Source organism: Lactobacillus sp. WILCCON 0058, from assembly GCF_057198005.1.
Genome location: NZ_JBUBHM010000001.1, coordinates 1,387,860 through 1,411,549, shown reverse-complemented (window position 1 = coordinate 1,411,549; position 23,690 = coordinate 1,387,860). Strand labels below are relative to the sequence as shown.

Here is a 23,690-nt window from a genome sequence, read left to right as displayed (position 1 = left end):
GAAAATATTCTACACGTCAGCGGCTGGAAAATCAACCATCAAAGGGAAGCGCATACAAAGCTGATAAAAGTTGACCAAGTTTAATGAAACCGCTTGCTTCACAAGAGCCTTTTTGTTAAATTAGACCAGGAGAAAATAACAGTTTATAAGTGATAAACAGTGTTAGGAGCACATTTAGGGAAAAATGAGAACTAAAAAGAGAATATGTGACATGAATGTGGCGATGATTGACCGGCAGAATCTGCCGGTCTTGCTGGCGGAAGGGAAAATCGCGGCCCGGGCGGAAGAAGACTACCAGATAAACCAAAATACGGCCGCGGCCTATGACTTCCAGATGGACCAGCTCTTAGGCAAGTATAAGACAATCGTTTATGATGCTGAAGCCGGCTGGGTCTTGCTGAAAAAGAAAACTTGCCGGCGCCTGGTTCATGAACTGAGAAAGAAGGAACCTGCTCATGAACTGACCATCAAAAAGCAGCTCTGCCGGCAGCTTGGGATGTCCGACCAGTACGTGCAGTCCTTTGGCTCGCATGCTTATTTTTCTTTCTTCATCATGCGCCACAAGCCGCTTGACTTGGTGGGCCTGCACCAAATGAAGCGGTTTGAATGCCTGGACAATTGCGGCCTGTTTTTAACTTTAGACCGGCAATACTGCTTCAAGCTGGACATGCCCAGACAGTCAGGCCGGGGCCAGCAGATCCTGCAGGACTGCATCACCCACAATGCCGCCTTTTTGCACGTGGCAGCTGCCCGGGCAGCCAGCTGGGGATGCCAGTTAAAGCCTGTTACCCGCAAGTCTCTTTTGAATGACCATGCTTATATCAGAGAAAGCCGGCTGGCAGAAATCAAGGCCATGGACCCCCGGCAGATCCTGGAAGAAGCAGAGGACCACTACTTGAACTACTGCTCTGAAGAATTTTTGAAGGAATTCCGGGCCTGGAACTGGGGCAAGCAGGACATGCGGCAATTGATCAACTACTGCAATAAGTCCTTTAACGAAATCAAATAGGATAAGGCAGAAAAGTGGTAATGAAAAATGCTCATCAAACGATGAGCATTTTTTGCATATGATTATAATTTTAGCCCAGGTTTTGTGCCTTGAGCCAGTTCATCAAGTCCAAAACGTGTTCGTTGAGGACATCCTTGCAAGTAAAGAGGGTCAAGTCTGAGCTGACCTTGACGTCAAGCGGAACCCGCTTTAGGCCGTTAGTTTCGCAATTGTCATCGTCAAGCGGGCCAGCGTATGGCTGGATGGCCAGGCCTTGCTGGGTGTAGACCATCATGGTTTGGGCCACGACGTTGTTGGCGAAGAAGATCCGGCTTTGCTTGCAGTTCTTTTCGATCCGGTCCTGCATCAAGGTAATCAGCGGTGAAGAACATGAAAGGTCCAGGAAGACCAGGTCCTTGCCATCTAGGTCCTTTTCTGAGAGCAGGTCCTTTTCAGCCAGTGGGTTGTCGCTTGGCACCAGGGTGCACCACTTTAATTTGCCGATCGTGTAGGAGGTGAAGTCCGGGTATTTTGGCATGGCTTCCGGGGTAGACAAAACCAGGTCCAGTTCATGGGAGGCCAGCTTTTCAAACAAAACCGGGCTGCTTTCAACGAAGAACTCAATGTTGACGGTATCCCGGCTTCTGCGGAACTGGCGGATGAGGCCAGGAAGGATCTGCTGCTCGGCCAAAATCCCAATCAAGCCGACCTTCAAAGTGATTTGCCCTTCTGACATGGCGATCCGCTTAGCCTTGGAAACAGCGGTCCGGTAGTCGTTAAGCTCGCTCTTGATGCTGTTGTATAAAGACCGGCCGGCCGGGGTCAGCAGCATCTTGCGGCGGGAGCGGCTGAACAGCTGGTAGCCCAGTTGCTTCTCGATTGAGGATATAGCCAGGGAAACCGCTGGCTGGGACATGTTCATGTTTTGTGCAGTCTTGGTAAAGCTCTGCGTCTGCGCGGCGTTTACAAAGATCTCTAGGTGTTCAATTCTCACGGGTTTACTAAGCTCCTCATAATAAAAAGATTGAAATGTCAGATAGATATATGCTACGCGTATCAAACAGTTCTGATATAATAATATATCAATTCCACAAGAAATAAAAACACTTGTTATTAAAAAAATCGAAACTTTTAAAAAAAGCAATTTTTCTCTAACAATTTCTAATTTTTGCGGCTAAAAAGCGCTGCCAGAAAATAGAAATAGAGATATTTGCTATTAAAAAGTGATTTTGCTTGATATTATGACTAAACTTTATTGCTAATCAAAGAAAAAATCAAGTGGGAAAGCTGGAAAAATGATAGACTTAGAAATAATTTTAGAAAAATCCCATTGTCAATTTTAATAAGAATAAAGTATGATAGAATCTTGAAGTATCAAAGAATTTAAGGAAGTGGCATATGAAATACGTCTTTAGCTATCTCAAAGACTTTAAAAAAGAGAGTATTCTGGCTCCGCTGTTCAAGCTGCTGGAAGCTCTTTTTGACCTGTTCGTTCCCCTGGTTGTGGCCAGAATTATCGACTATGGGATTAAAGAAGGAAACCGGGCTTATGTTTTCCAGCAGACCGGTCTTTTGGTAATATTGGCAATTTTGGGCATCAGCGCCAGCATTACGGCCCAGTGGTTCGCGGCAAAGGCCAGTGTCGGCATTGCCAGCCAACTGCGGCAGGTGACTTTTGACAAGGTCGAAAACTTCAGTTTTGCCAACCTGGACCAGCTGCCGCCCAGCACCTTGATCACCCGCTTAACTAGCGATATCAACCAGGTGCAGACCGGCTTTAACATGGCCCTGCGGCTCTTATTGCGAAGTCCCTTTATCGTTTTCGGCTCAATGATCGCGGCTTTTACGGTCAACTTTAAAGCAGCTTTGATCTTTGCCGTGGCGATTCCGCTTTTGGCCCTGGTCGTTTTTGGCATTATGCTGATCAGCATCCCCCTTTACCGGAAGGTACAAAAGCGGCTGGATGAAATTACCCGCCTAAGCAATGAAAACCTGGCCGGGGTCCGGGTTATCCGGGCCTTTAGAAAAGAAAGATCAGCCGTGGCCAAATTTGATGAAAAGGTCTCAGCCATGACCAAGCTGAACGAGTTTGTCGGCCGTCTGTCAGCCGCCATGAACCCGGTAACCTATGTCATGATCAACATCGCGGCTATCGTCTTGATTCAAGTTGGCGCTGTTCAGGTAAATACCGGCTCCATGGCGCAGGGGCAAGTAGTGGCTCTTTACAACTATCTGGCCCAGATGATCGTGGAACTGATCAAGCTGGCCAGCCTGATTATCACTATCAACCGGGCCTGGGCCTGCGGGGACCGGGTTGGCCAGGTCCTGGCCACGGAAAATGGCTTGACCTATCCAGAAGAAGGGCCTAAGGTCAAAAACAGTCAGGTCGACTTTAAGAACGTATCCTTCACATACCCGGAAGCTGCCGCGCCAGCCGTCGCCGGCTTGACTTTTACAATTAAGCCAGCTTCAACCGTCGGCATTATCGGAGGTACGGGCAGCGGGAAGAGCACCCTCTTGCAGCTGCTCACCCGTTTTTATGACTGCGGGGAAGGGGAAATTAAGCTGGGCGGTACTTCTTTAAAAGATTTGACCAAAGAGGAACTGCTGAACCAGTACGCGCTTGTGCCGCAAAAGGCCCAGCTTTTTGCCGGCAGCATCCGGGACAACTTGCTCATGGGCAATCCTAAAGCCAGTGACGATGATCTGTGGCAGGCTTTGGAATTAGCCCAGGCTAAGGAGGTCGTCTTGGCTAAGCCCGGCCAGCTGGACTTTAAACTGGAGCAGGAAGGACGCAACCTGTCCGGCGGGCAAAAACAGCGCTTAACGATCGCCCGGGCCCTGGTCAAGCAGGCTCCCTTATTGATCCTGGATGACAGCGACAGCGCCCTGGACCTGGCGACGGGAGCGCGCCTGCGGCAGGCTCTGGCCAGCTTAAAGGACGTGACCAAAATCCTGGTTTCCCAGCGGGCTTCCAGCATCATGCAGGCTGACCAGATTCTGGTCTTGGATGATGGCAACCTGGTGGCCAGCGGCAAGCACGAAGAGCTTCTGGCCAATTGCCAGGTCTACCAGGAAATCTACTACTCCCAGTTCCCTGAGGAGAAGAATAATCAAAACAAGGAGGAAACGCTGTGAAGAAGCAAGACAAAAAAATGGACAGCTGGCAGGCAATGAAGCAGCTGCTGCCAATCATCGGCCGCTACCGGCTCCTCTTGGTCATCAGCATCATATTAGCGGCAGTTTCCGTTATCCTCCAGCTTTATGTGCCGATCATTTTTGGCCGGGCCATTGACCAAATCGTTGGCCAGGGCAGAGTTGACTTTCCGGCTATTGGCCAGGATTTGGTCCAGATCTTGCTTTTGGTTCTGGTCTCAGCAGCTGCTACCTGGCTGATGGGCCTTATCAACAATAAACTGACTTACCGGACTGTCCAGGACATCCGGGAAAAGGCCATTCGGCAACTGCAGCTTTTGCCTCTGTCATATTTAGACCAGCACCCAAGTGGGGACATCGTCTCCAGAATCATCGCGGACACTGACCAGCTCTCTGATGGTCTTCTCTTGGGCTTTTCCCAGCTTTTTACCGGGTTGATCACCATTGTGGCCACCTTGGTCTTCATGTTCAGCCAGTCGGTGGAAATTACCCTCCTGGTTTTAGTCCTAACTCCTTTGAGCTTCATCGTGGCCCGCTTTATTGCCAGCCGGTCTTACCAAATGTTCAGAAAGCAGAGCCAGACCAGAGGCGAGCAGACCAGCTTGATTGAGGAAATGGTCAATGGGGTTAAGGTGGTCAAGGCTTTTGGCTATGAAAAAACTGCCTCAAGCCGCTTCGCTGAAATCAACCACCGCCTGCAAGAATACAGCCAGCAGGCGACCTTTTATTCCAGTTTGACCAACCCGGCAACCCGCTTCATCAATTCCCTGATCTATGCCCTGGTTGCCTTGGTGGGCGCTTTTGCCATCATGGGCGGGCGCTTGACCGTTGGGGGCCTTAGCGTTTTGCTTAACTACTCCAACCAGTATATGAAGCCTTTTAACGACATCAGCTCAGTCATTACAGAGCTGCAAAATGCTGCAGCCTGTGCCGGTCGGGTCTTTGAACTGATCAATGAAGAGGCGGAAGTTGACCCGGTTGACTTAAATAAATCCGATGAAAATCTGGGTGAGGTCAAAACGGCTTCAGTTGTCTTTGATCACGTGAACTTCTCCTACCAAAAAGACAAGCCTTTGATCCGCGACTTCAACTTGACTGCCAAGCCGGGGATGCGGGTTGCCCTGGTTGGGCCGACTGGCTGCGGGAAGACGACCACTATTAACCTCCTCATGCGTTTTTATGATGTTGATTCTGGCGGAATCTATTTAGGCGATACCAACATCAAGGATATGTCCCGCCATGCCTTAAGACGCAATTTTGGCATGGTCTTGCAGGATACCTGGCTGGAAGAGGGGACTGTCCGGGACAATCTGGCTTACGGCAAGGAAGATGCCACGGATGAGGAAATTATCGAGGCAGCTAAAGAAGCCCACAGCTGGGGCTTTATCCGCCGCCTGCCGCAAGGGCTTGATACGCCTCTTTCCGCTGACAGCCTGAGTGCCGGGCAAAAGCAGCTGCTCTGCATCACCAGAGTCATGCTGCTGGATCCGCCAATGCTGATTTTGGATGAAGCAACCAGTTCAATTGATACTAGAACTGAAATGCTGATTCAAGCAGCCTTTGATAAATTGATGCAGGGCCGGACCAGCTTTATTGTCGCCCACCGCTTGTCGACGATCGTTAATGCTGACTTGATCTTAGTCATGAAGGACGGGCAGATTATTGAACGAGGCAAACACGATGACCTGTTGGCCAAGGGCGGCTTTTACAGTCAACTATACTACAGCCAGTTTGCCAAATTGGCATAATAATGAAAAAATTACCGCTCTCGGGATTGAGAGCGGTTTTTTCTGTGCTAAGACAGGTGTTATCGTGTTTTTTGTTTTACAAAAAATTGTTAAACAATTATGATTTCCCCAAAAAGTATTGAGGAATTTAGTATAATTAGCTTGTGAACATATCTTATTACGTAAATTGCTTAGATAGAAGCTGGTAAAATGATTGAGAAAGATAATCTGACAAATTTCTTGCGAAAGTCTTTTACTTATATTCGAGAGCCCTTTATGGTTTTGGAAGTCAAAGACAGACAAATGGAAATTGTCTATGCCAATAAAAAGCTGCTGGACCTGTTTGCCTGCGAAGACTTGCCTCAATTTGCAATATTTGCCCAGGAAAAATTGCTGCCGCCTTTGAAAGAACAAGAGCCGGATCACGCGGGAGCTGTGCTTGACAGTGACAATGCGGTGATAGAGCACCTTAGCGTTGAGGATCGCGTGGGTCAAGAGCATTTGCTTAATTTGGAAATCCGCAAGGCAGAAGCCGCTGGTTTTGATCTGCGTCTGTGCTACATCACTCCGATCAACATCAACCGGGACCTTTTGACTGGCTTGCTGGATTTGCGCTCTTTCCAGGAAGTTGGCCAGACCCGGACAAAAGAAATGATCAAGCAAGGCAAGCACGTTTCCCTTATCTCTTTTGACTTGGTGGGGATGAAGGACTACAACAACCAGTATGGCTTTAAACAAGGCGATGACCTGCTTCGTTTTGTCGCTGACTGCATCAAGGAGAGTTTTGGCGACCAGGCCTGCACCCGGTCGGGGGAAGACCGCTTTTATGCCTACTGCGAGGAATATGGCCTGGAAGACAGGCTGAAGGAATTGGTTGACCGGATCAGAAGCCGGCGGGAAGTCCGGGTTGGAGTGGCCAACCTGGATCTGGCCAAGAGCGATTTTGACAGTGCCTGCAACCAGGCCCGGGTGGCTTGCGAATCTTTGGAAGACCCTTATAAATCTGGAATCGTCTACTATGATGAAAAACTGGACCAAAGACACCGCCTGCAGGAATACATCTTAAACCACATTGATGAGGCCCTGGAGAAAGGCTGGGTTCAAGTTTACTTCCAGCCTGTCATCCGGACTTTGACAGACAAGGTCTGCAATTTGGAGGCTTTGAGCCGGTGGATTGACCCTAAATATGGGATGATCTCTCCAGGTGTCTTCGTACCTGTTTTGGAAGGGGCTAACCTGTCCTACAAGCTGGACTTGTTTGTCTTGAACTACGTGGCTAAAATGCTGGCCGACCGTTTTCAAAATGGCCAGGATGTGGTTCCAGTTTCGATTAACATTTCCCGGTCTGACTTTACTGTGATTGATCCGGTGCAAGAAATTTCCCAAGTGGCAGATCATTACCAGATCAATCATCAGCTGCTCTGCATCGAAATCACTGAAACTGCCGTAATGCAAAGCCAGCACGACATTGTTGAGGCGATTGACCGCTTCCACCAGCTGAATTTTGAAGTCTGGATGGACGATTTCGGCAGTGGCTATTCCTCTTTGAATGCCTTAAAGGATTTTGACTTTAACGAAATTAAGATCGATATGGCCTTTATGCGCGATTTTAATGACCGGTCTAAAAAGATCGTCTCTAAAGCCGTGGCCATGGCCAAGTCTTTGAAAATCCATACTTTGACGGAAGGGGTGGAAACTGAAGAGCAGGTTGCTTTCTTAAAGAGTATCGGCTGCGAGCGGATTCAAGGCTTTTACTACGGAAAACCTCAACCAATGAAGGAGCTGGAAGCCAGTCTGGCCTTCAAGAAGCTTTCCTTTGAGAATCCAGAAGAAGCCAAGATGTACAGCAAGCTGGGCCTCATTGACGTGATGGTACCCCAGCCAATCACGCTCTGCGCTTATGATGGCCAGGAGTGCCGGATCTTTTTTGAAAATCAGGCTTTTAAGGAGCTCCTGGGCAAGAATAAGATTGACCAAGACTGGTTGATGAAGATTGCAGAAATGGCAGTCGTCCAGCATCAGAAGGTTGCCAAGACCTTTATCTATGACAACCGCTATTCCCAGATATCTCTTTTGCCAGTTGTTGAAGGGCACAATGTCTGTCTGATGGAAATGCGCATTGATGGGACGATTGGCGAGGTTGGCGACCGGGAATTTGCCTTGAATTCTTCTTTAAAGAACATTTTGCCAATTTACAACCGGATCTACTTGCTTGATTTTGCCAAAGACAGCTGGGACGTAATCGCCAGCGATTTGCCGGGGGAAAAGACGGGGATCCAGCGCAACGGCATTCAGAGCTTCCGCTATGATTATGGCTTAAGATGCGTGATGCATGATGACCTGGCCAAATGGCGCAACCTGCTGGATTATCAAAGTTTGCAGGACCGGCTGGACAATCTGGACAACAAATGGTTCACGACCAGCTTGCGTACTCAAATTAAAAACGGCGACTATGCCTGGGCCGATTATACGGTGATCAGCTACCAGAACCAGCAATACATCCTCTTGGTCAAGATCGACACCCAAATTGAAGAAAGCCAACGTGAAGGTTTGCTGAAAAACATCATGAAAAATCAGCACCAAAGCTTGGATAATGCTTTTGGCGACGTGGAAAACCAGGTCTGGAAGACGATTATCAAAGAAAGTAATCTGAAAATCTTCTGGAAGGACGCGCAAAGACGCTTTGTTGGCGTCAGCCAGGCTTTCTTGGACTTCTACGGCTTCAAGAGCCAAAGTGAGCTGCTGGGCAAGACGGATGATCAAATCGGCTGGCACGTCAACAATAAGCCTTTCAGAGACGATGAGTTGGAGGTCCTGCAGACGGGCCAGCCTGCCGTAAATGTCAAAACCACGGCGATAGTCAAAGGTGCTCTTCATCAAATCGTTGCTTCGAAGTTTCCAGTTTTTGAAGACGGCAAGGTGATCGGTCTGGTCGGCTACTTTGACGACGTCAACTTGAAAAAGACCGAAAGCCACAAGCCACTGGAGAGCAGGGGCTTTGACTACCTGGCCAACTTCCTCGATGCCTCCAGCCTGGTGCCAGAACTAGCCCAGTTTGATACGGCTTGGAAGCACGATAAGCAGAGTTATACCGTCTGCTGGTTGGAAATCAGCAATTATAGCAACTTGCAGATGAAATATGGTCAACGTTTTTGCCAGCTTTTGATTGAAAAGTGTGCCAAGCTGATCAGCCAGCAGGCAAGCAAGAGTGCTATTTTGGCCCGGGTTAAGGATGCGTCTTTCATCATCATCAGCAACTTCTTGGCCAAAGAAGAAATGCAGACAGAAGTCGATCAGCTGCTCAAAGAATTAAAAGGAGTCTGGAATATCGGTGGCTTTGATTGCAAGTTGAAGCCAATTGCCGGCCTGGCCCAAGCCAGTGAAGTTGCTAATGGCCAGGAGGCAATCAACCTGGCTAACCGCCGCAGCCAAAGCCAGACGGTCAATCCAGTCGATTTCCAGGTCTTTGACGAATACTTGGACCTTCCTTTGCCAATGGTAGTCAACAAGCCACTGCTTAGCGCCCACGGCGACAAAGTAATTGATACTATCAACATCTTTACCAATGAGCGCTATTGTGAGCTAGTTGGCGTCAATAAGGGGCAGCTGTTTGGTGAACGTTATCTTGATTATGTCTCCGGTGAAGAAGAGTGGATGACAAGCAGCTTGAAGGCCTTAAAGGGCTATGCCGTAAGCGGCCAGTGCTATTGCCGGGCCCTGCGCAGCTGGGTCAGCTACTACAGCAAGGCGTCAACCGTGCCAAACTGCGTGGTGACAGTCTTTGCTGTGGATGATAGAGACAGTGCAGAAATCAAGCGGATCGTGGCAACTGATGCTGAGTTCTTTGAAGCTAACCAGCAGCTTCTGGATGACCGCAAGTACTTCAGAGCAATCCAGAATGCCTTGCAGGAAATTGGTGACGTGACTCAGGCTTCGCACGCGGTGCTTTTGGAAATCGGAACTGACAGCTTCTCAATTAACTACGAATGGACAGCTCCTTATGCCCAGCCGGTTGAAGACAGGCTCGAAAACATCAGCAACCGCTTCTTGAAGCCTTTCAGCGACTTGCTGCAAAGGAAGGATTATCTGCTGATTCCTGATGTCAAGGAATTTGCCCAGAAGCAGGCTGATTTCAGTGAACAGGAAGAATTTTTGGATAAGTACGCTATTGACCAGCTGCTGCTTGTGCCCGTGAAGAATGAGCTTGGCAAAACGATAGCTTACTTGATGCTCAGCAATGCTTATGTCAAGGGCCAGATCGACCCGGTTCGCTTGCTCAAGCATTTGGCTCCAGTATTTGCCAAAAAGCTGCGGACAGCAGCAGAGCGGATTGGAAAAGACGATTAATGTATGAAAAAAGGAGTCACATGCGTGACTCCTTTTACTTTCTGATAAATAAGCTGGATTGTTTGGTCTTGTAACTGAAGCCTTCGCCCAGAGCTTCGTTGACGTCAAAGAAAGTGATGAAGGCTTTGGGGTCTTCTTGCTTGACGATTTTCTTTAATTCCGGGATTTCCCTTGGCGACAGGACCAGGTAGATCATGTGGCGGGGATCGCTTGAATATCCGCCTTCAGCATTGATGTAGGTAAAGCCGCGTTCCAGTTTCAAGTCGATCAGTTTGGCGATATTCTTGTAGTTTTGGGAAATGATGAAGACCCCCTTGGCCCGGGTCCCGCCTTCAGTTACCAAGGCCATGACCTTGGAGAGAATAAAGCAAGACACCATTGTGTAGCCAACGTGGAAAAAGTCCAGGTAGGACAAAGAGCAGGCCAGGGCTAAAAAGTCCAAAGCCAGAAGGCCCTTGCTGGGGGTGATAGCATATTTTTCCTGCAAAACCCGGGCGATAATATCACTGCCCCCAGTCGTGCCGTTAAAGCGGAAGACCAGGCCTAATCCCAGTCCCGACAAGCATCCGGCCGTGACCGTGGCCAGGAAGGGGTCGTGATGGAGGGGAACTTGGTCTATAATAGACTGCAGGGTCCACGCGCTCAAGAAGAAAGACAGGCAGAGGGTTCCCCAGACGGTATAAATCATGGCCCGCCTGCCCATATACTTAAAGCCTAAAAAGATCAAGGGAATGTTGATGATGAAGGTGCTGATACCAGGGTTGATGCCCCAGAAGTGGCGGATAATCAAGGTGAAACCCGATAGCCCCCCGTCAGCCAGCTTGTTGGGAATCGACACCATGTCCACGCTGAAGGCGTAGATGGCTGAGCCCAGGGCAATCATCAGGATATCGATCGTGTCACTAGTGGTCCATTTGAATTTTGGCTTGTTCATTTCGATACTCCTTTCTTTTATAATTCCCCATGCGTAATCAATTTTAGCAAAAAACAGTCAAGGTGGAGAAGAAGATGACTAATACTCGTATAACTGAAGTTTTTACCCAGGCCATGCCGGTCCTGGAAAAGTTGGAAGAAGCTGGTTTTGAAGCCTATTTCGTCGGCGGCTGCGTCCGCGACCTGCTCTTAGAGCGGCCGATTCATGACGTGGACATCGCGACCAGTGCTTATCCGGAAGAGGTCAAGGAGACTTTTGCCAAAAGCATTGACACTGGCATCCAGCACGGAACCGTGACCATCCTTTATGGAGGCTCCAGCTACGAAATCACGACTTTTAGAACCGAATCCGGCTACCAGGACTTCCGCCGGCCGGACAAGGTCACCTTCGTGCAGAACCTGGATGAGGACCTAAAGCGGCGGGACTTTACCATCAATGCTTTGGCCATGAACCGGCAAGGGGAGATTATTGATCTTTTTGACGGTCTGGGCGACTTAAAGCGCCACGTTATCAAGGCGGTCGGAGTGGCGGAAGAACGTTTCCACGAGGATGCCTTGCGGATGATGCGGGCAGTCCGTTTCATGAGCCAGCTTTCGTTCAGCCTGGAAGAAAAGACCAGGCAGGCAATTATTGACAACCACGAGCTTTTAAGCAAGATTTCCGTGGAAAGAATCAGAGAGGAGTTTGTCAAGCTGGCTCTGGGCAAGGACAGCCGCCGGGCCTTCCAGGACTTTTTGGCAACGGGCTTGAGCGAAGAATGCCCGGGCCTGGCGGGGAAAAAAGACCAGCTCTCCGTCTTCACTGATCTTAAGGCGGGCCCAGACGACGAAGCAGTTTTTTGGAGTTTGATCGCCGTTTTAATCAACCTGCCGGCTGATCAGATCTCAGCTTTCATGCGGGCTTGGAAGAACTCCAATGCCATGAACCAGCGGACCAGGCAGATCGTGGCTGCTTTTGACCTTTTGTGCCGGGGGAAAGTAAGCGACTTTGACCTTTTTGAAATTGGCCAGGAGAACCTGGAGGCGGCTTTAAAGCTGGCCAGCCTCCTGGGTCAGCCACTGCCTACCCAGGTCCTTTTAGACCGGTATAACCGTCTGCCAATCAAGGAGGCGGGGAAGTTGGCCATTGACGGCCAGTGGCTAATTAAAGAGGGCGTTAAGCCTTCACCCGAACTGGGCCAGCTCTTGCGTAAGGCTCTTGAGGGAGTAGTCAGCGGCCAGGTGGAAAACAACCCAGAAGCAATCGCGGAATTTTTGGCAATCTAAAAGGCGCTGGTGACCAGCGCCTTTTTTAGACATAAAACAAGACTGAGAAGAAGATCAAGATGGAGCCCAGCAGAACGAAGAGGTGCCAGATAACATGGCTGTAAGGCAAGCCCCGCATAGAAAAGAAGAGGCAGCCGAAGGTATAAGCAATGCCTCCCCAGACTAAGAGCCAAAAGCCGGTTGGCCCCAGGCTGTAATAAAGCTGGCTGCCTGCCAGAATCACCATCCAGCCCATGGCGATATAAAGGATGGTGTCGCCGATCACATGCTTGCCTTGGTTAAAGATATAATAGAGGATCCCAAAGACCGTCAAGGCCCAGATAATGCCGAACATGACCCAGCCCTTTGCCCCGCCGATGGTGACCAGGGTATAAGGGGTATAGGAGCCGGCAATGGCGATAAAGATCGAGGAGTGGTCAAAGATCTGGAAGACCTTGTTTGCCTTGGTAAAGACCAGGCTGTGGTAGAGGGTTGAGAAGAGGTAAAGCAGAATCATGCAGGAGCCGTAGATGGCAAATGTGGTCACTCTTAGGGCGCTGTGGGTGTGGGCGGCCCGGATTACTAAAACGACCAGGCCAGCGATTGAGAGGCCAAAGCCAATCCCGTGCACGACGGCTGAGAGCACATTGTCAATGATATAGTAAGATTTGGGCCGGTCTTCAGCCGGTTGCCAAGGATTAAAAGCCATATAAAGTACCTTTCAGTTTTGATCAATTAATTATAATTTTTAGCCGAAAATTTGCTATACTAAACTCTGTATTAAGTCTAATTCTATCACAACAGAGAAGCTGATAGGATAATTTGGAAATTGAGGTCAGTTAAATTGTCTAAGATCAAGATCATGACGGATTCCTCAGTACAGCTGAGTCCGGAAGAAATTGAAAAATACGGTATTACGGTGGTGCCCCTGTCGGTGACGATCGACGGACATACCTACACGGATGGCGTTGACATTACCCGGGCCAACTTTATCCAAAAAATGGATGAGGCGGAAAAACTGCCCAAGACCAGTCAGCCCCCGGTCGGCTTGTTCGTGGAAAGAATGGAAGAACTGACGGCTGACGGCAGTGAGGTTTTGGGAATTTTCATGGCCAAGACCCTGTCCGGGACGGTTGACTCCGCCCGCCAGGCAGCGGAAATGGTAGCTGGCAAGATCACGGTCATCGACTGCGGCTACACTGACCGCTCGCAAGGCTACTACTGCATTGAGGCGGCCAAGGACGCGGAAGCGGGCAAGGAAATGGATGAAATCCTGGCCCACCTGGACCAGATCGGCAAGAACATGTACCTGGAAATGATGGTGCCCAACCTGCAGAACATTCTGGCTGGCGGCCGCTTAGGCAAGTGGGCCGGCCGGGTGGTTTCAGCATTGAACTTCCATGTCGGCCTGACCATGAAGGAAGGCAGCTTAAACGTTCCTTACCGGGGCCGGGGCAAGAAGTTCATCAAGAAGTTCGACGACATGCTGGTCGACCAATTAAAAGAACTGGGCGACAAGGTCAAGTACGTCGGCATCTCTTACGTTGACACCAGAGACAAGATGGAAGAACTTGCCCAGCGCTTCAAGGAAGTCAACCCGGGCCTGGAGATCCTGGTCCAGGAAACCAGCCCGATCATCATCACCCACGCTGGCCATGAGGCCTACGCGGTCATGTTTTACACGGAGTAATATATGGCATACCGACAAAGTTTTTACCAGTTTCTGATGACTCTGCGCGATCCGGATTCAAATAGCGACCTGGCTCAGTTTGCCAATAATGCCCAGTTTGACTCGACCTTCCCCAGACAGGAACAGGACCGGACCAAATTGTCAGAATACTTGGAAGAAAATGCCGCCTACCTGCCCAGCATGACGATTTTTGACGATGCTTACCAGGCTTACGAAGAGAAAATGCAGTATTAGTAGTATTTTTAGGATTCAATGAAAAGCACGAAAGGGAGCCCAGGCTTCCTTTTCTGCTGTTATTGGGAGGAAAAATGACTAAAATTCAATGGTATCCAGGCCACATGAACAAGGCCAGGAATCAACTGGAAGAAAAATTAAACTTGATTGACGTTGTTGTCGAAGTTTTGGACGCGCGGATTCCCAGCGCTTCCAGAAACCCGATGATCAGTGACCTGGTTGGCGACAAGCCCCACTTGATTATTTTGAACAAGGCCGACCTGGCTGACCCGGTGATGACCAAGCTCTGGCAAAAGAAATTGCAGGGGCCGCGCACCTTGGTCATGGCCATGGACGCCCAGCACAACACCAACATGCAGGCTCTGATTACTCTGATCAAGAAGGCAGCCAGTGAAAAGGTTAAGAAACTGGAAGAGAGAGGGGCCTCCAACCCGATCATCCGCATCTGCTTAGTTGGCGTGCCAAACTGCGGCAAGTCCACCATCATCAATCGCCTGGTTGGCCGCAACGTCGCTATCACCGGGGACCGGCCAGGGGTAACCAAGGGCCAGGCCTGGCTGAAGACCCCTTACGGCATTCAGATTCTGGACACGCCAGGGATTCTCTGGCCGAAATTTGAAGACCAGGACGTGGGCTATAAGCTGGCTGCTTTTGGGGCGATCAAGGACACGATTTTCCACGCTGACGACGTGGCTCTTTTCGTCATCAAGCAACTGCGCCAGTACTACCCGGCCTACCTGGCCAAGTTCGCCAACTGCACTAAGGACAAGCTGGAAAATATTGGGGATACCGACCTGCTTTTGGCCATGACCCAAAACAACGGGATGCGGGATGACTATGACCGCTTCTCTCTCTTTATGCTACAGCGGTTAAGAAAGGGCAAGCTGGGCCGGATCAGCCTGGACCGGCCAAGTGCGAATAATGAAAATTAATGAAATTAAAGACCTGCTGCAAGCAGATTCAGTCGCGCCTGCCATCTTGGCGGAGTTAGCCAAAGATGACCGCAAAGGGGTTCAGAAGCTGCTGGAGAGCTACCAGCGCCGGCAGGAAAAGCTGGCTAAGCAGAAAGAGGCTTTTTTGGCCCGCTTTTCCTATGAAAAAGACTTTTGGGCAAAGGGGCAGCTGGTGGCCGGGGTCGATGAAGTCGGCCGGGGACCCTTGGCTGGACCGGTAGTGGCTGCAGCCGTGGTCTTGCCGGAAGATTTTTCCTTATTGGAAGTCAATGACTCAAAGAAGCTGAGCCCGCAAAAGCGCCTGGCCCTCTATCCCAAGATCCTGGAGCAGGCGATTGCCGTGGGCGTCGGGGTCATGGACAACAAGGTGATCGACCAGATCAATATTTACGAGGCTGACCGCCAGGCCATGAAGCAGGCCGTGGAAGCTTTGAGCACAAGGCCAGATGCTCTTTTGGTCGACGCCATGAATGTCCCGGTGGACTTGCCGCAAGTAGAATTGATCAAGGGGGATGCCAAGTCCAACTCAATTGCCGCGGCGTCAATCGTGGCCAAGGTCTTCAGAGACTCCTTGATGGACGATTACGCCCGTCTTTATCCAGACTATGCCTTTGACCATAATGCCGGCTATGGAACCAAGGATCACCTGGAAGCATTAAGAAAATACGGTCCAACCCCGATTCACCGCCTGACCTTCAGTCCGGTGAGCGAGATGGTGGGACTTAAAAAGGCTGACTAGTTCAGCCTTTTTTCTTTTAGGCAAAAAAGCCGAAAATTTTGCAGAGATAAAGGAAAAAATGGTCTTTTTGGCGTAATAGTAAGTGGAGGGAAAAAGATGAACAAAACCGAATTCTTACTGCGCCTAAAGCTGCAAAAGGGCCTCAGCTATCTGAAGATATTGCAGGTCATGCAGCAGATGCCCCCGGATGAGGACGTGGACCATGAATGGCTGAACTGCCTGGAACTACCAGATGAAATCCTCTACCGGGTGGAGGGGGCCTTTTTAAGCGATCGCTACGAAAGTGCCATTGAAAACTTACAAAAGAATTTCAAAATAATCAGTTTCTTTGACGATGCTTATCCGGTACGTCTAAGAGAAATTTATCGGCCGCCGATTCTGCTTTTTGCTAAAGGGGACTTGTCTTTGCTGGAAAAAGAGGTGACGGTGATCGTGGGTTCAAGAACGCCCAGCCCGTATTCCGGCAGGGTGATTGAGAACCTCATGCCTGTTTTGCTGAAGAAAAAGCAGGTGATTGCCAGTGGCCTGGCTAAAGGCGTTGATGCCATAGCCCACCAGAATGCCTTGAATTTTGGCGGCAAGACCATCGCGGTCGTGGCTAACGGACTAAATTATTTTTACCCCCGGGAAAATACTATCCTGCAGCAGCAAATCGCTTCCCGGGGCCTCCTGCTTAGCGAATACCTGCCCGACACGCCGCCAAGGCCCTTCCGCTTTCCAGAGCGCAACCGGATTTTGGCCGGGATTTGCAAGAACGTGATCGTGACCGAAGCCAAAGCCCATTCAGGATCTTTAATTACGGCAAATCTGGCCCTGCAGGAAAACAGAAATGTCTTTGCTGTTCCAGGCGCCATCACCAGCCCCTTGTCGGCGGGCACCAATCAGCTGATTTCAGCCGGGGCGACCCCGGTCATCGACAAGGAAATCAACCTGTGAAAGATTAAATTCAAGTAAAAATTGCCTGTCTGCTCCCTTAAGTTAATTTTCTTTTGGTTGACAATTCCGGAAATTATTTCTATATTGAAGAAGATTTAATTTCAATTTTAGTGAAAGGGGCATTTGATGCCTGCTACAGCAAAAGAAGACAAGAGCAAGAGCAGTAAAAAGACCACGGCTGCCAAGAAGAGCAGCCCGAAGCGGAAAAAGAGCAAGGTGAAAAAAGACCTGGTCATCGTGGAATCTCCAGCCAAGGCCCACACTATTGAGAAGTACCTGGGCCGGAAGTATCACGTGATCGCCTCTAAAGGACACATCCGGGACTTGCCAAAGTCCCAGATGGGGGTCGACATTGACCATGACTACCAGCCAAAATACATCTCCATCCGGGGCAAGGGTGACACCATCAAGGAACTGAAGTCTGAAGCCAAGAAGGCCAATAAAGTCTACCTGGCTTCCGACCCTGACCGGGAAGGGGAAGCTATTGCCTGGCACGTGGCCCATGTTTTAGGTTTGGACGAAAAAGAAGCCAACCGGGTAACCTTCAACGAAGTTACCAAGGACGCGGTCAAGGATGCCTTTAACCACGCCCGGACCATCGACATGGACACGGTTAACGCCCAGCAAGCCCGCCGGGTCCTGGACCGTTTAGTCGGCTACTCTTTATCGCCGATTCTCTGGTCCAAGGTCAAGAAGGGCCTGTCAGCCGGACGCGTTCAGTCAGTTGCCTTGAAGCTAGTCATCGACCGGGAAAAGGAGATCAAGGCCTTTAAGCCAGTTGAATACTGGACGATTGAGGCCGAATTCGCCAAGGGCAAGGACAAATTCCAAGCGTCCTTTTACGGCGAAGACGGCAAGAAGACGGAATTGCCTAATAACGAGGCCGTCCAGAAGCTGCTGGCCAAGTTTGACAAGAAGCAGCCATTTACGGTCAGCAAGGTAGTCAAAAGAGAAGTCCGCCGGCAGCCAGCCGCGCCTTTTACGACTTCCACCATGCAGCAGGAAGCCAACCGGCGCTTGAATTTCCGGACCTCAAAGACCATGAACATTGCCCAGCACCTGTATGAAGGGATCTCCCTGGGCAAGGAAGGCACGGTCGGTTTGATCACCTACATGAGAACTGACTCCAAGCGGATCTCACCGGTTGCCCGCCAGGAAGCAGCCAAGTTTATCGACGAGGAATACGGCAGCGACTTCGCGGTTAAGAAAGAGCGCCATTTCAAGAACCAGGGTGACGCCCAAGACGCCCACGAAGCCGTCCGGCCGACCAGCGTCTACCGGACGCCGAAGTCCCTGGAAAAGGTTTTGACCAAGGATGAACTCCGCCTCTATACCCTGATTTGGAGCCGCTTTGTGGCCAGTGAAATGACTCCAGCCGTCTTTGACACTGTCCGCTACGACTTGACCCAAAACGGGGTGACCTTCAGAGCCAGCGGGTCAGTCATGAAGTTCGCCGGCTACACTAAGGTCTACGACAACAGAAGCGAAAAGAACGTGGCCTTGCCGGCACTTGAAGAAGGTGACGAGGTCAAGCTGACCAAGTCAGACAACAAGCAGCACTTTACCCAGCCACCGGCCCGCTATACTGAAGCCAGCCTGGTCCGGGCTCTGGAAGAAAACGGGGTTGGGCGGCCGTCAACTTACGCGCCGACCATCCAGAACATCCAGTCCCGGAACTATGTCAAGCTGGAAGGGCGGGCGATCGTGCCAACTGAACTGGGCGAGATCGTTGACGGCCTGGTTGAACAGTTCTTCCCGGACATCACCAGTGTTGACTACACGGCCAAGCTGGAAGATGAACTCGACGAAGTCGAAGAAGGCAAGAAGGACTGGGTCAGCGTGGTTGACCAGTACTACAAGCCATTCTCCAAGGAACTGGAGAAGGCGGACAGCGAGATCCAGAAGATCCAGATCAAGGACCAGCCAGCTGGCTTTGACTGCGAGATCTGCGGGGCGCCGATGCTGGTCAAGATGGGCCGCTATGGCAAGTTCTACGGTTGCTCCCGCTTCCCGGACTGCCGCCACACCCAGACCATCGTCAAGAAGGTCGGCGTTACCTGCCCGAAGTGCGGGAAAGGGGAAGTATTGGAGAAGAAGTCCAAGCGGGGCCGGAAATTCTATGGCTGCTCCCGCTATCCAGACTGCGACTTTGTCTCCTGGGACAAGCCGATCAGCCGGGTTTGCCCGAACGACGGCCACTTCCTGGTTGAAAAGAAGCGCAAGGACGGCATTGTCGTTCTCTGCCCGAACGGCGACTACAAGGAAGAACCTAGAGAAGAACAAGGCGAAGAAGCCGAATAAGCAGAACAAGCCAATAGATAAGCAGAAATGTCACCAATTCCTTGGTGGCATTTTTATATAGAGCGTGCGAATAGGCAGGGAAGAGCTTTTTCGGTAAAATAGCAAGTAGATAATTTTTAAGCGAAGGATTGAAACAAATGACAGAAAAAGTTACGGTAATCGGCGCCGGTCTGGCCGGCAGCGAAGCAGCTTGGCAGCTGGCTAAAAGAGGGATTAAGGTCGACTTGTATGAAATGCGGCCAAAGAAAATGACCCCGGCCCATGAAAGCGGCAATTTCGCGGAATTGGTTTGCACCAACTCCATGCGGTCCAACCAGCTCTCAAACGCTGTTGGCCTTTTGAAAGAAGAAATGCGGCAGATGGACTCCCTGATCATGCAAGCCGCTGATGCCTGCCAGGTTCCAGCTGGCGGGGCCCTGGCAGTTGACCGGGAGCTTTTCTCCAAATACGTGACTGACAAACTGACCAGCCTGCCGGAAGTGACTATTCATGATGAAGAAATCACCGACCTGCCAACTGAAGGCATCACTATTATCGCGACTGGACCATTGACCAGCGATGCTTTGGCTGAAAAGATCCAGGATTTTGAAGGGACAGACAGCCTCCACTTCTTTGACGCGGCAGCCCCAATCATCGCGGCTGACTCCATCGACATGGACATCGTCTACAAGAAGAGCCGGTATGACCGGGGCGAAGCCGCCTACCTCAACTGCCCGATGACCAAGGAAGAATACGACCGCTTTGCTAACGCCCTGGTTCACGCGGAAACGGCAGAAATGCACGGCTTTGAGAACAGTGAAGTCTTTGAAGGCTGCATGCCGATTGAAGTCATGGCTGCCCGGGGGGCCAAGACCATGCTCTTTGGTCCTTTAAAGCCTGTTGGTCTGGAGAACCCGAAGGACGGCAAGACCCCTTACGCGGTCGTCCAGCTCCGCCAAGACAATGCCGCTGCCTCCATGTACAACATCGTGGGCTTCCAGACCCACCTCAAGTATGGGGAACAAAAGCGGGTCTTCCAAATGATTCCGGGCTTGGAAAATGCCCGCTTCGTCCGTTATGGCAAGATGCACCGGAATACTTACATGGCCAGCCCGGAAGTGTTGAAGGCCAGCTACGAAGCTAAAAAGCAGCCGGGCCTCTTCTTTGCCGGCCAGATGACCGGGGTGGAAGGCTACGTGGAAAGTGCCGGCAGCGGCCTGGTGGCCGGAATCAACGCGGCCAGAGAAGCATTGGGCAAGGACACGGTTGAATTCCCGGTAACGACGGCTCTTGGCTCCATGGCCCACTACATTACGACCACTGACGCCAAGCACTTCCAGCCGATGAACGCCAGCTTTGCCTTGATCCCGGGTCTGGAAGGCAAGAAGATCAGAAACAAGCGCGAGCGCCACGAAAAGATCAGCGAGCGGGGCCTGGCAGACCTGGCCGCCTTTAAGGCAGAGAAGCTGGCTGACTAATGACCCTTGAAGAGCAGTTTCTTTCTTACTTGAAAAATGAGCGCTCTTACAGCCCTAAAACCATTCTGGCCTACCAAAAGGACATGGCGGCGGCTGAAAAATTCTGGCAGGAAAATGGGGGCTTTCCCGGCTGGGATAAAATTTCCCGCCGGGACCTGGAAATTTACCTGCAGGCGCTTGGGCAAAAGCTGGCTTCCAGCACCTTGTCCCGGAAATTGTCCAGTCTTAAATCTTTTTACCGCTTTTTGACCAAGCGGGGCCTGGTTAAGGCTGACCCGACCGTGGTTATTCAGCTTAGGCGGGGGAAGAAAAAGCTGCCTGAATTTTTCTACCAGGATGAAGTTGGCCAAGTCATCAAGACGTTAAATGATGGCAAACCGTTAACAGTCCGCAACCGGGCAATCCTGGCTCTTTTTTACGCGACCGGGATGCGGCTGAGCGAGCTGACGGATTTGAAAATCAGCCAGCTTGACCTGGAAAACGGCATGATTTTAGTGCACGGCAAGGGCAACAAGGACCGCTATGTCTTTTTTGACCAGGAGAGCAAAAAGTACCTGGAAGATTATCTGCAAGCTGCCCGGCCAAGTTTATTGAAAAATGAGGCAGATACTGGGGCAGTTTTTTTAAATAGCCGCGGCAAGCCAATCTCAAGCCGGGGGGTAGCCAAAGTCGTCCAGCAGATCTTTCAAAAAGCCGGCCTGACGGCCGGCGCCCATCCCCATGAACTTCGCCATAGCTTCGCGACCGCCATGCTCAACAACGGGGCGGATTTAAGGAGCGTGCAGGAGCTTTTGGGCCATAAGGACTTGTCAACGACTCAGATTTACACCCACGTCAGCATGCAGCAGCTGACGGCAGAATATCGCCAGCATTTTCCCCGAAAATGAGGAAAAGTGTTATTATGAAAATAGCTGGAAAGCGTCAATCATTTTGGCTTTTCAGCAAGAATTTTAAATGACGAAAACAAGAAAACAAACAGAAAAGCCAAAAAACGGAGGAAAAAATGACAACGATTTGTTCAGTGAAGTACAATGGCCAGACGGCCATTGCCGGTGACGGCCAGGTGACCCTGGGCAAGAGCATTATTGCCAAGACAACGGCCAAGAAGATCCGCCGTATTTACCATGACCAAGTAGTGATCGGCTTTGCCGGCGGGGTGGCGGATGCCGTCAGCCTGCAAGAAATGCTGGAAGGGAAGCTGGAAAGCTACAGCGGCGACTTGCGCCGGGCAGCGGTGGAAATGGCCCAGTCCTGGAGAAAAGACCCGGCCTTGCAGAAATTGGAAGCCATGGTAATTGCTTTTAACGACCAGGATCTGCTCTTGATCTCCGGGAACGGGGAAGTACTTGAACCAGACGAAAGCGTAGTGGCGATCGGCTCTGGCGGCTACTATGCTCAGGCGGCAGCCGTGGGGATGCTGCGGCACGCCAGCGGGATGACGGCCAGTGAAATCGCCAAGGAAGCGGTCAACATTGCTGCTGACATCGATGTCTTTACCGACCACGAAATTGTTACGGATGAAATCGAGGAAAAATAGGGATGAGAGAGAAAACGCCAAAGCAGATCGTTGAGCTGCTGGACAAGTACATTGTCGGGCAAACTGAAGCCAAGAAGTCAGTGGCTATTGCCCTGTACAACCGCTACCGCCGGGCCCAGCTGCCAGAAAACGTGCAAAAGGACATTACGCCAAAGAATATCTTGATGGCTGGGCCAACTGGGGTCGGCAAGACCGAAATTGCCCGCCGCCTGGCGGACATCGTCGACGCTCCTTTCGTCAAGGTTGAAGCTACCAAGTTCACTGAAGTCGGCTACGTGGGCCGGGATGTGGAATCGATGGTCCGGGACCTGGCCAATGAAGCTGTCCGGATCGTGGAAAAAGAAGAGTTCGCCAAGGTTGAAGGCCAGGCCATCCGCCAGGCCAACAAGACCCTGGTCCGCCTGCTGGTGCCGGGCGTGAAGAGAAACAACCGGCAAAACCAGATGCAGCAGATGCAGGAAATGATGCAGAGCCTGCTGGCTGGCGGCGGGATGCCGGAAGAAACTGAAGAAGTCACTGACGAAATCAGAAACCAAAGACTCAGCGTGGCTGAAAAGCTGGACCGGGGGCTCCTGGAAAACGAAGAAGTCACCATCGAAGTCGAACAAGCGCCTAAGGCCAACCCAATGGGCGACATGATGGGGCAGATGGGGATGGACATGTCCAGCATGCTGGGCGACATGCTCCCTAAGCGGAAGGTCAAGCGGACCCTGCCGGTCAGCCAGGCCAGAAAGCTTTTGGTCCAAGAAGAAGAACATAAGCTGGTCAACTATGATGACATCTACCAAAAGGCCATGGACCGGGCCGGCCAAAGCGGGATCATCTTCATCGACGAAATTGACAAGATTACCGCGGCTGACAAGCGCAACTCCGCCGGCGTCTCAAGAGAAGGGGTTCAAAGAGACATCCTGCCGATCGTTGAAGGTTCAACCGTAAGCACCAAGTACGGTCCCCTGTCAACCGACCACATCCTCTTCATCGCGGCCGGGGCCTTTGCCGAAAGCAAGCCGAGCGACCTCATTCCAGAACTGCAGGGCCGTTTCCCAATCAGAGTTGAGCTGAATGCCTTGACCAAGGACGACTTCGTCAGAATCTTGAAGGACCCGCAAAATTCCCTCTTGAAGCAGTACATTGCCTTGCTGAAGGCTGACGGGGTGGACCTGGTCTTTACGGCAGAAGCAGTCGACAAGATTGCCGAAATCGCCTTTGAGGTCAACCAAGGGACTGATAACATTGGTGCCCGCCGTCTGGCCACTATCTTGGAGAAGCTGCTGGAAGAAGTTCTCTATGAAGGGCCGGACATGGAAATGGGGCAAATTACCATCACCCAGGCCTATGTTGAACAGAAGTTAAGTGATATCGTCAAGAATAAGGACTTGACCAAGTTCATCCTGTGATAAGTGTAAAAATGCAATTGAGTTTAGAAAAAAAGAAAAAATAAGAGTAT

At 50.8% G+C, this 23,690-nt stretch carries 18 protein-coding genes; 15 read left to right on the top strand and 3 right to left on the bottom strand.

All coding sequences use genetic code 11. The annotated features are described in order from the left end of the window. The first annotated feature begins 184 nt into the window (after nt 1–184). Nucleotides 185–1,009, top strand: coding sequence for a hypothetical protein (locus tag ACYVUU_RS06540; RefSeq protein ID WP_484500389.1), 825 nt, complete (start codon nt 185–187; stop codon nt 1,007–1,009). 70 nt (nt 1,010–1,079) lie between these two features. On the opposite strand, the gene ACYVUU_RS06535 is transcribed toward ACYVUU_RS06540, so the two are convergent. Then, complete coding sequence (locus ACYVUU_RS06535; RefSeq protein WP_484500388.1) at nt 1,080–1,982, bottom strand: LysR family transcriptional regulator; 903 nt, start codon at nt 1,980–1,982, stop codon at nt 1,080–1,082. A gap of 404 nt (nt 1,983–2,386) precedes the next feature. Between ACYVUU_RS06535 and ACYVUU_RS06530 the strand changes: the two genes are divergently transcribed. The 3 genes from ACYVUU_RS06530 (at nt 2,387) to ACYVUU_RS06520 (ending at nt 10,218) form a co-directional block, all read left to right on the top strand. Further along, on the top strand, nt 2,387–4,126 hold the full coding sequence (locus tag ACYVUU_RS06530; protein ID WP_484500387.1) for an ABC transporter ATP-binding protein: 1,740 nt from the start codon (nt 2,387–2,389) through the stop codon (nt 4,124–4,126). Further along, nucleotides 4,123–5,892 carry an ABC transporter ATP-binding protein gene (locus ACYVUU_RS06525; RefSeq protein WP_484500386.1) on the top strand — a complete coding sequence of 590 codons (1,770 nt, stop codon included), beginning with the start codon at nt 4,123–4,125 and terminating at the stop codon, nt 5,890–5,892. The genes ACYVUU_RS06530 and ACYVUU_RS06525 overlap by 4 nt, the downstream gene beginning before the upstream one ends. A gap of 255 nt (nt 5,893–6,147) precedes the next feature. Then, on the top strand, nt 6,148–10,218 hold the full coding sequence (locus ACYVUU_RS06520; RefSeq protein ID WP_484500385.1) for an EAL domain-containing protein: 4,071 nt from the start codon (nt 6,148–6,150) through the stop codon (nt 10,216–10,218). 34 nt (nt 10,219–10,252) lie between these two features. Here the strand turns inward: ACYVUU_RS06520 and ACYVUU_RS06515 are convergent, their stop codons facing one another. After that, nucleotides 10,253–11,152 carry a YitT family protein gene (locus tag ACYVUU_RS06515; protein WP_439775489.1) on the bottom strand — a complete coding sequence of 300 codons (900 nt, stop codon included), beginning with the start codon at nt 11,150–11,152 and terminating at the stop codon, nt 10,253–10,255. Between the two features lie 74 nt (nt 11,153–11,226). Here ACYVUU_RS06515 and ACYVUU_RS06510 point away from each other — a divergent pair, with 74 nt between their 5' ends. Then, nucleotides 11,227–12,417 (top strand): CCA tRNA nucleotidyltransferase, encoded by a 1,191-nt coding sequence (locus ACYVUU_RS06510; protein WP_484500384.1) that lies wholly within the window; start codon nt 11,227–11,229, stop codon nt 12,415–12,417. A 25-nt stretch (nt 12,418–12,442) separates the two neighbouring features. Here ACYVUU_RS06510 and trhA read toward each other — a convergent pair whose 3' ends face one another. Then, the gene (gene trhA, locus ACYVUU_RS06505) at nt 12,443–13,105 is read right to left on the bottom strand and encodes a PAQR family membrane homeostasis protein TrhA (protein ID WP_484500383.1); all 663 of its coding nucleotides are present in this window, start codon (nt 13,103–13,105) and stop codon (nt 12,443–12,445) included. Nucleotides 13,106–13,240: 135 nt separating this feature from the next. On the opposite strand from trhA, the gene ACYVUU_RS06500 reads away from it, so the two are divergent. The 10 genes from ACYVUU_RS06500 to hslU all read left to right on the top strand — a co-directional run bounded on the left by ACYVUU_RS06500 (nt 13,241) and on the right by hslU (nt 23,640). Beyond that, a complete protein-coding gene (locus tag ACYVUU_RS06500; protein WP_439775505.1) occupies nt 13,241–14,086 on the top strand; it encodes a DegV family protein in 846 nt (281 codons plus the stop codon). A gap of 3 nt (nt 14,087–14,089) precedes the next feature. Next, nucleotides 14,090–14,320, top strand: a complete 231-nt coding sequence (locus tag ACYVUU_RS06495) for a YozE family protein (protein ID WP_439775506.1) — start codon at nt 14,090–14,092, stop codon at nt 14,318–14,320. A 74-nt stretch (nt 14,321–14,394) separates the two neighbouring features. Next, nucleotides 14,395–15,252 (top strand): ribosome biogenesis GTPase YlqF, encoded by an 858-nt coding sequence (gene ylqF / locus ACYVUU_RS06490; RefSeq protein ID WP_439775507.1) that lies wholly within the window; start codon nt 14,395–14,397, stop codon nt 15,250–15,252. Next, on the top strand, nt 15,242–16,012 hold the full coding sequence (locus ACYVUU_RS06485) for a ribonuclease HII (protein ID WP_484500382.1): 771 nt from the start codon (nt 15,242–15,244) through the stop codon (nt 16,010–16,012). The genes ylqF and ACYVUU_RS06485 overlap by 11 nt, the downstream gene beginning before the upstream one ends. Before the next feature lie 96 nt (nt 16,013–16,108). Further along, the gene (dprA, locus tag ACYVUU_RS06480; protein ID WP_484500381.1) at nt 16,109–16,948 is read left to right on the top strand and encodes a DNA-processing protein DprA; all 840 of its coding nucleotides are present in this window, start codon (nt 16,109–16,111) and stop codon (nt 16,946–16,948) included. A 126-nt stretch (nt 16,949–17,074) separates the two neighbouring features. Then, a complete protein-coding gene (gene topA, locus ACYVUU_RS06475; protein ID WP_439775510.1) occupies nt 17,075–19,249 on the top strand; it encodes a type I DNA topoisomerase in 2,175 nt (724 codons plus the stop codon). Between the two features lie 137 nt (nt 19,250–19,386). After that, nucleotides 19,387–20,706, top strand: a complete 1,320-nt coding sequence (trmFO, locus tag ACYVUU_RS06470) for a methylenetetrahydrofolate--tRNA-(uracil(54)-C(5))-methyltransferase (FADH(2)-oxidizing) TrmFO (RefSeq protein ID WP_439775511.1) — start codon at nt 19,387–19,389, stop codon at nt 20,704–20,706. Further along, nucleotides 20,706–21,593: a tyrosine recombinase XerC gene (gene xerC / locus ACYVUU_RS06465; protein WP_484500380.1), complete on the top strand. Its 888-nt coding sequence runs from the start codon at nt 20,706–20,708 to the stop codon at nt 21,591–21,593. Before trmFO ends, xerC begins: the two co-directional genes overlap by 1 nt. 116 nt (nt 21,594–21,709) lie before the next feature. Beyond that, nucleotides 21,710–22,243 carry an ATP-dependent protease subunit HslV gene (gene hslV / locus ACYVUU_RS06460; RefSeq protein ID WP_003618695.1) on the top strand — a complete coding sequence of 178 codons (534 nt, stop codon included), beginning with the start codon at nt 21,710–21,712 and terminating at the stop codon, nt 22,241–22,243. 2 nt (nt 22,244–22,245) lie between these two features. After that, nucleotides 22,246–23,640: an ATP-dependent protease ATPase subunit HslU gene (gene hslU / locus ACYVUU_RS06455; protein WP_484500379.1), complete on the top strand. Its 1,395-nt coding sequence runs from the start codon at nt 22,246–22,248 to the stop codon at nt 23,638–23,640. Nucleotides 23,641–23,690: the final 50 nt, after the last annotated feature.

Bases quoted from the DNA above. Each gene is read 5' to 3' on its own strand.
- topA (WP_439775510.1), top strand. From the start codon at position 17,075: ATGCCTGCTACAGCAAAAGAAGACAAGAGCAAGAGCAGTAAAAAGACC.
- trhA (WP_484500383.1), bottom strand. From the start codon at position 13,105: ATGGCTTTTAATCCTTGGCAACCGGCTGAAGACCGGCCCAAATCTTAC.
- ylqF (WP_439775507.1), top strand. From the start codon at position 14,395: ATGACTAAAATTCAATGGTATCCAGGCCACATGAACAAGGCCAGGAAT.
- trmFO (WP_439775511.1), top strand. From the start codon at position 19,387: ATGACAGAAAAAGTTACGGTAATCGGCGCCGGTCTGGCCGGCAGCGAA.
- ACYVUU_RS06510 (WP_484500384.1), top strand. From the start codon at position 11,227: ATGACTAATACTCGTATAACTGAAGTTTTTACCCAGGCCATGCCGGTC.
- ACYVUU_RS06520 (WP_484500385.1), top strand. From the start codon at position 6,148: ATGGTTTTGGAAGTCAAAGACAGACAAATGGAAATTGTCTATGCCAAT.
- ACYVUU_RS06515 (WP_439775489.1), bottom strand. From the start codon at position 11,152: ATGAACAAGCCAAAATTCAAATGGACCACTAGTGACACGATCGATATC.
- ACYVUU_RS06485 (WP_484500382.1), top strand. From the start codon at position 15,242: ATGAAAATTAATGAAATTAAAGACCTGCTGCAAGCAGATTCAGTCGCG.
- hslV (WP_003618695.1), top strand. From the start codon at position 21,710: ATGACAACGATTTGTTCAGTGAAGTACAATGGCCAGACGGCCATTGCC.
- xerC (WP_484500380.1), top strand. From the start codon at position 20,706: ATGACCCTTGAAGAGCAGTTTCTTTCTTACTTGAAAAATGAGCGCTCT.
- ACYVUU_RS06530 (WP_484500387.1), top strand. From the start codon at position 2,387: ATGAAATACGTCTTTAGCTATCTCAAAGACTTTAAAAAAGAGAGTATT.
- ACYVUU_RS06540 (WP_484500389.1), top strand. From the start codon at position 185: ATGAGAACTAAAAAGAGAATATGTGACATGAATGTGGCGATGATTGAC.
- hslU (WP_484500379.1), top strand. From the start codon at position 22,246: ATGAGAGAGAAAACGCCAAAGCAGATCGTTGAGCTGCTGGACAAGTAC.
- dprA (WP_484500381.1), top strand. From the start codon at position 16,109: ATGAACAAAACCGAATTCTTACTGCGCCTAAAGCTGCAAAAGGGCCTC.
- ACYVUU_RS06495 (WP_439775506.1), top strand. From the start codon at position 14,090: ATGGCATACCGACAAAGTTTTTACCAGTTTCTGATGACTCTGCGCGAT.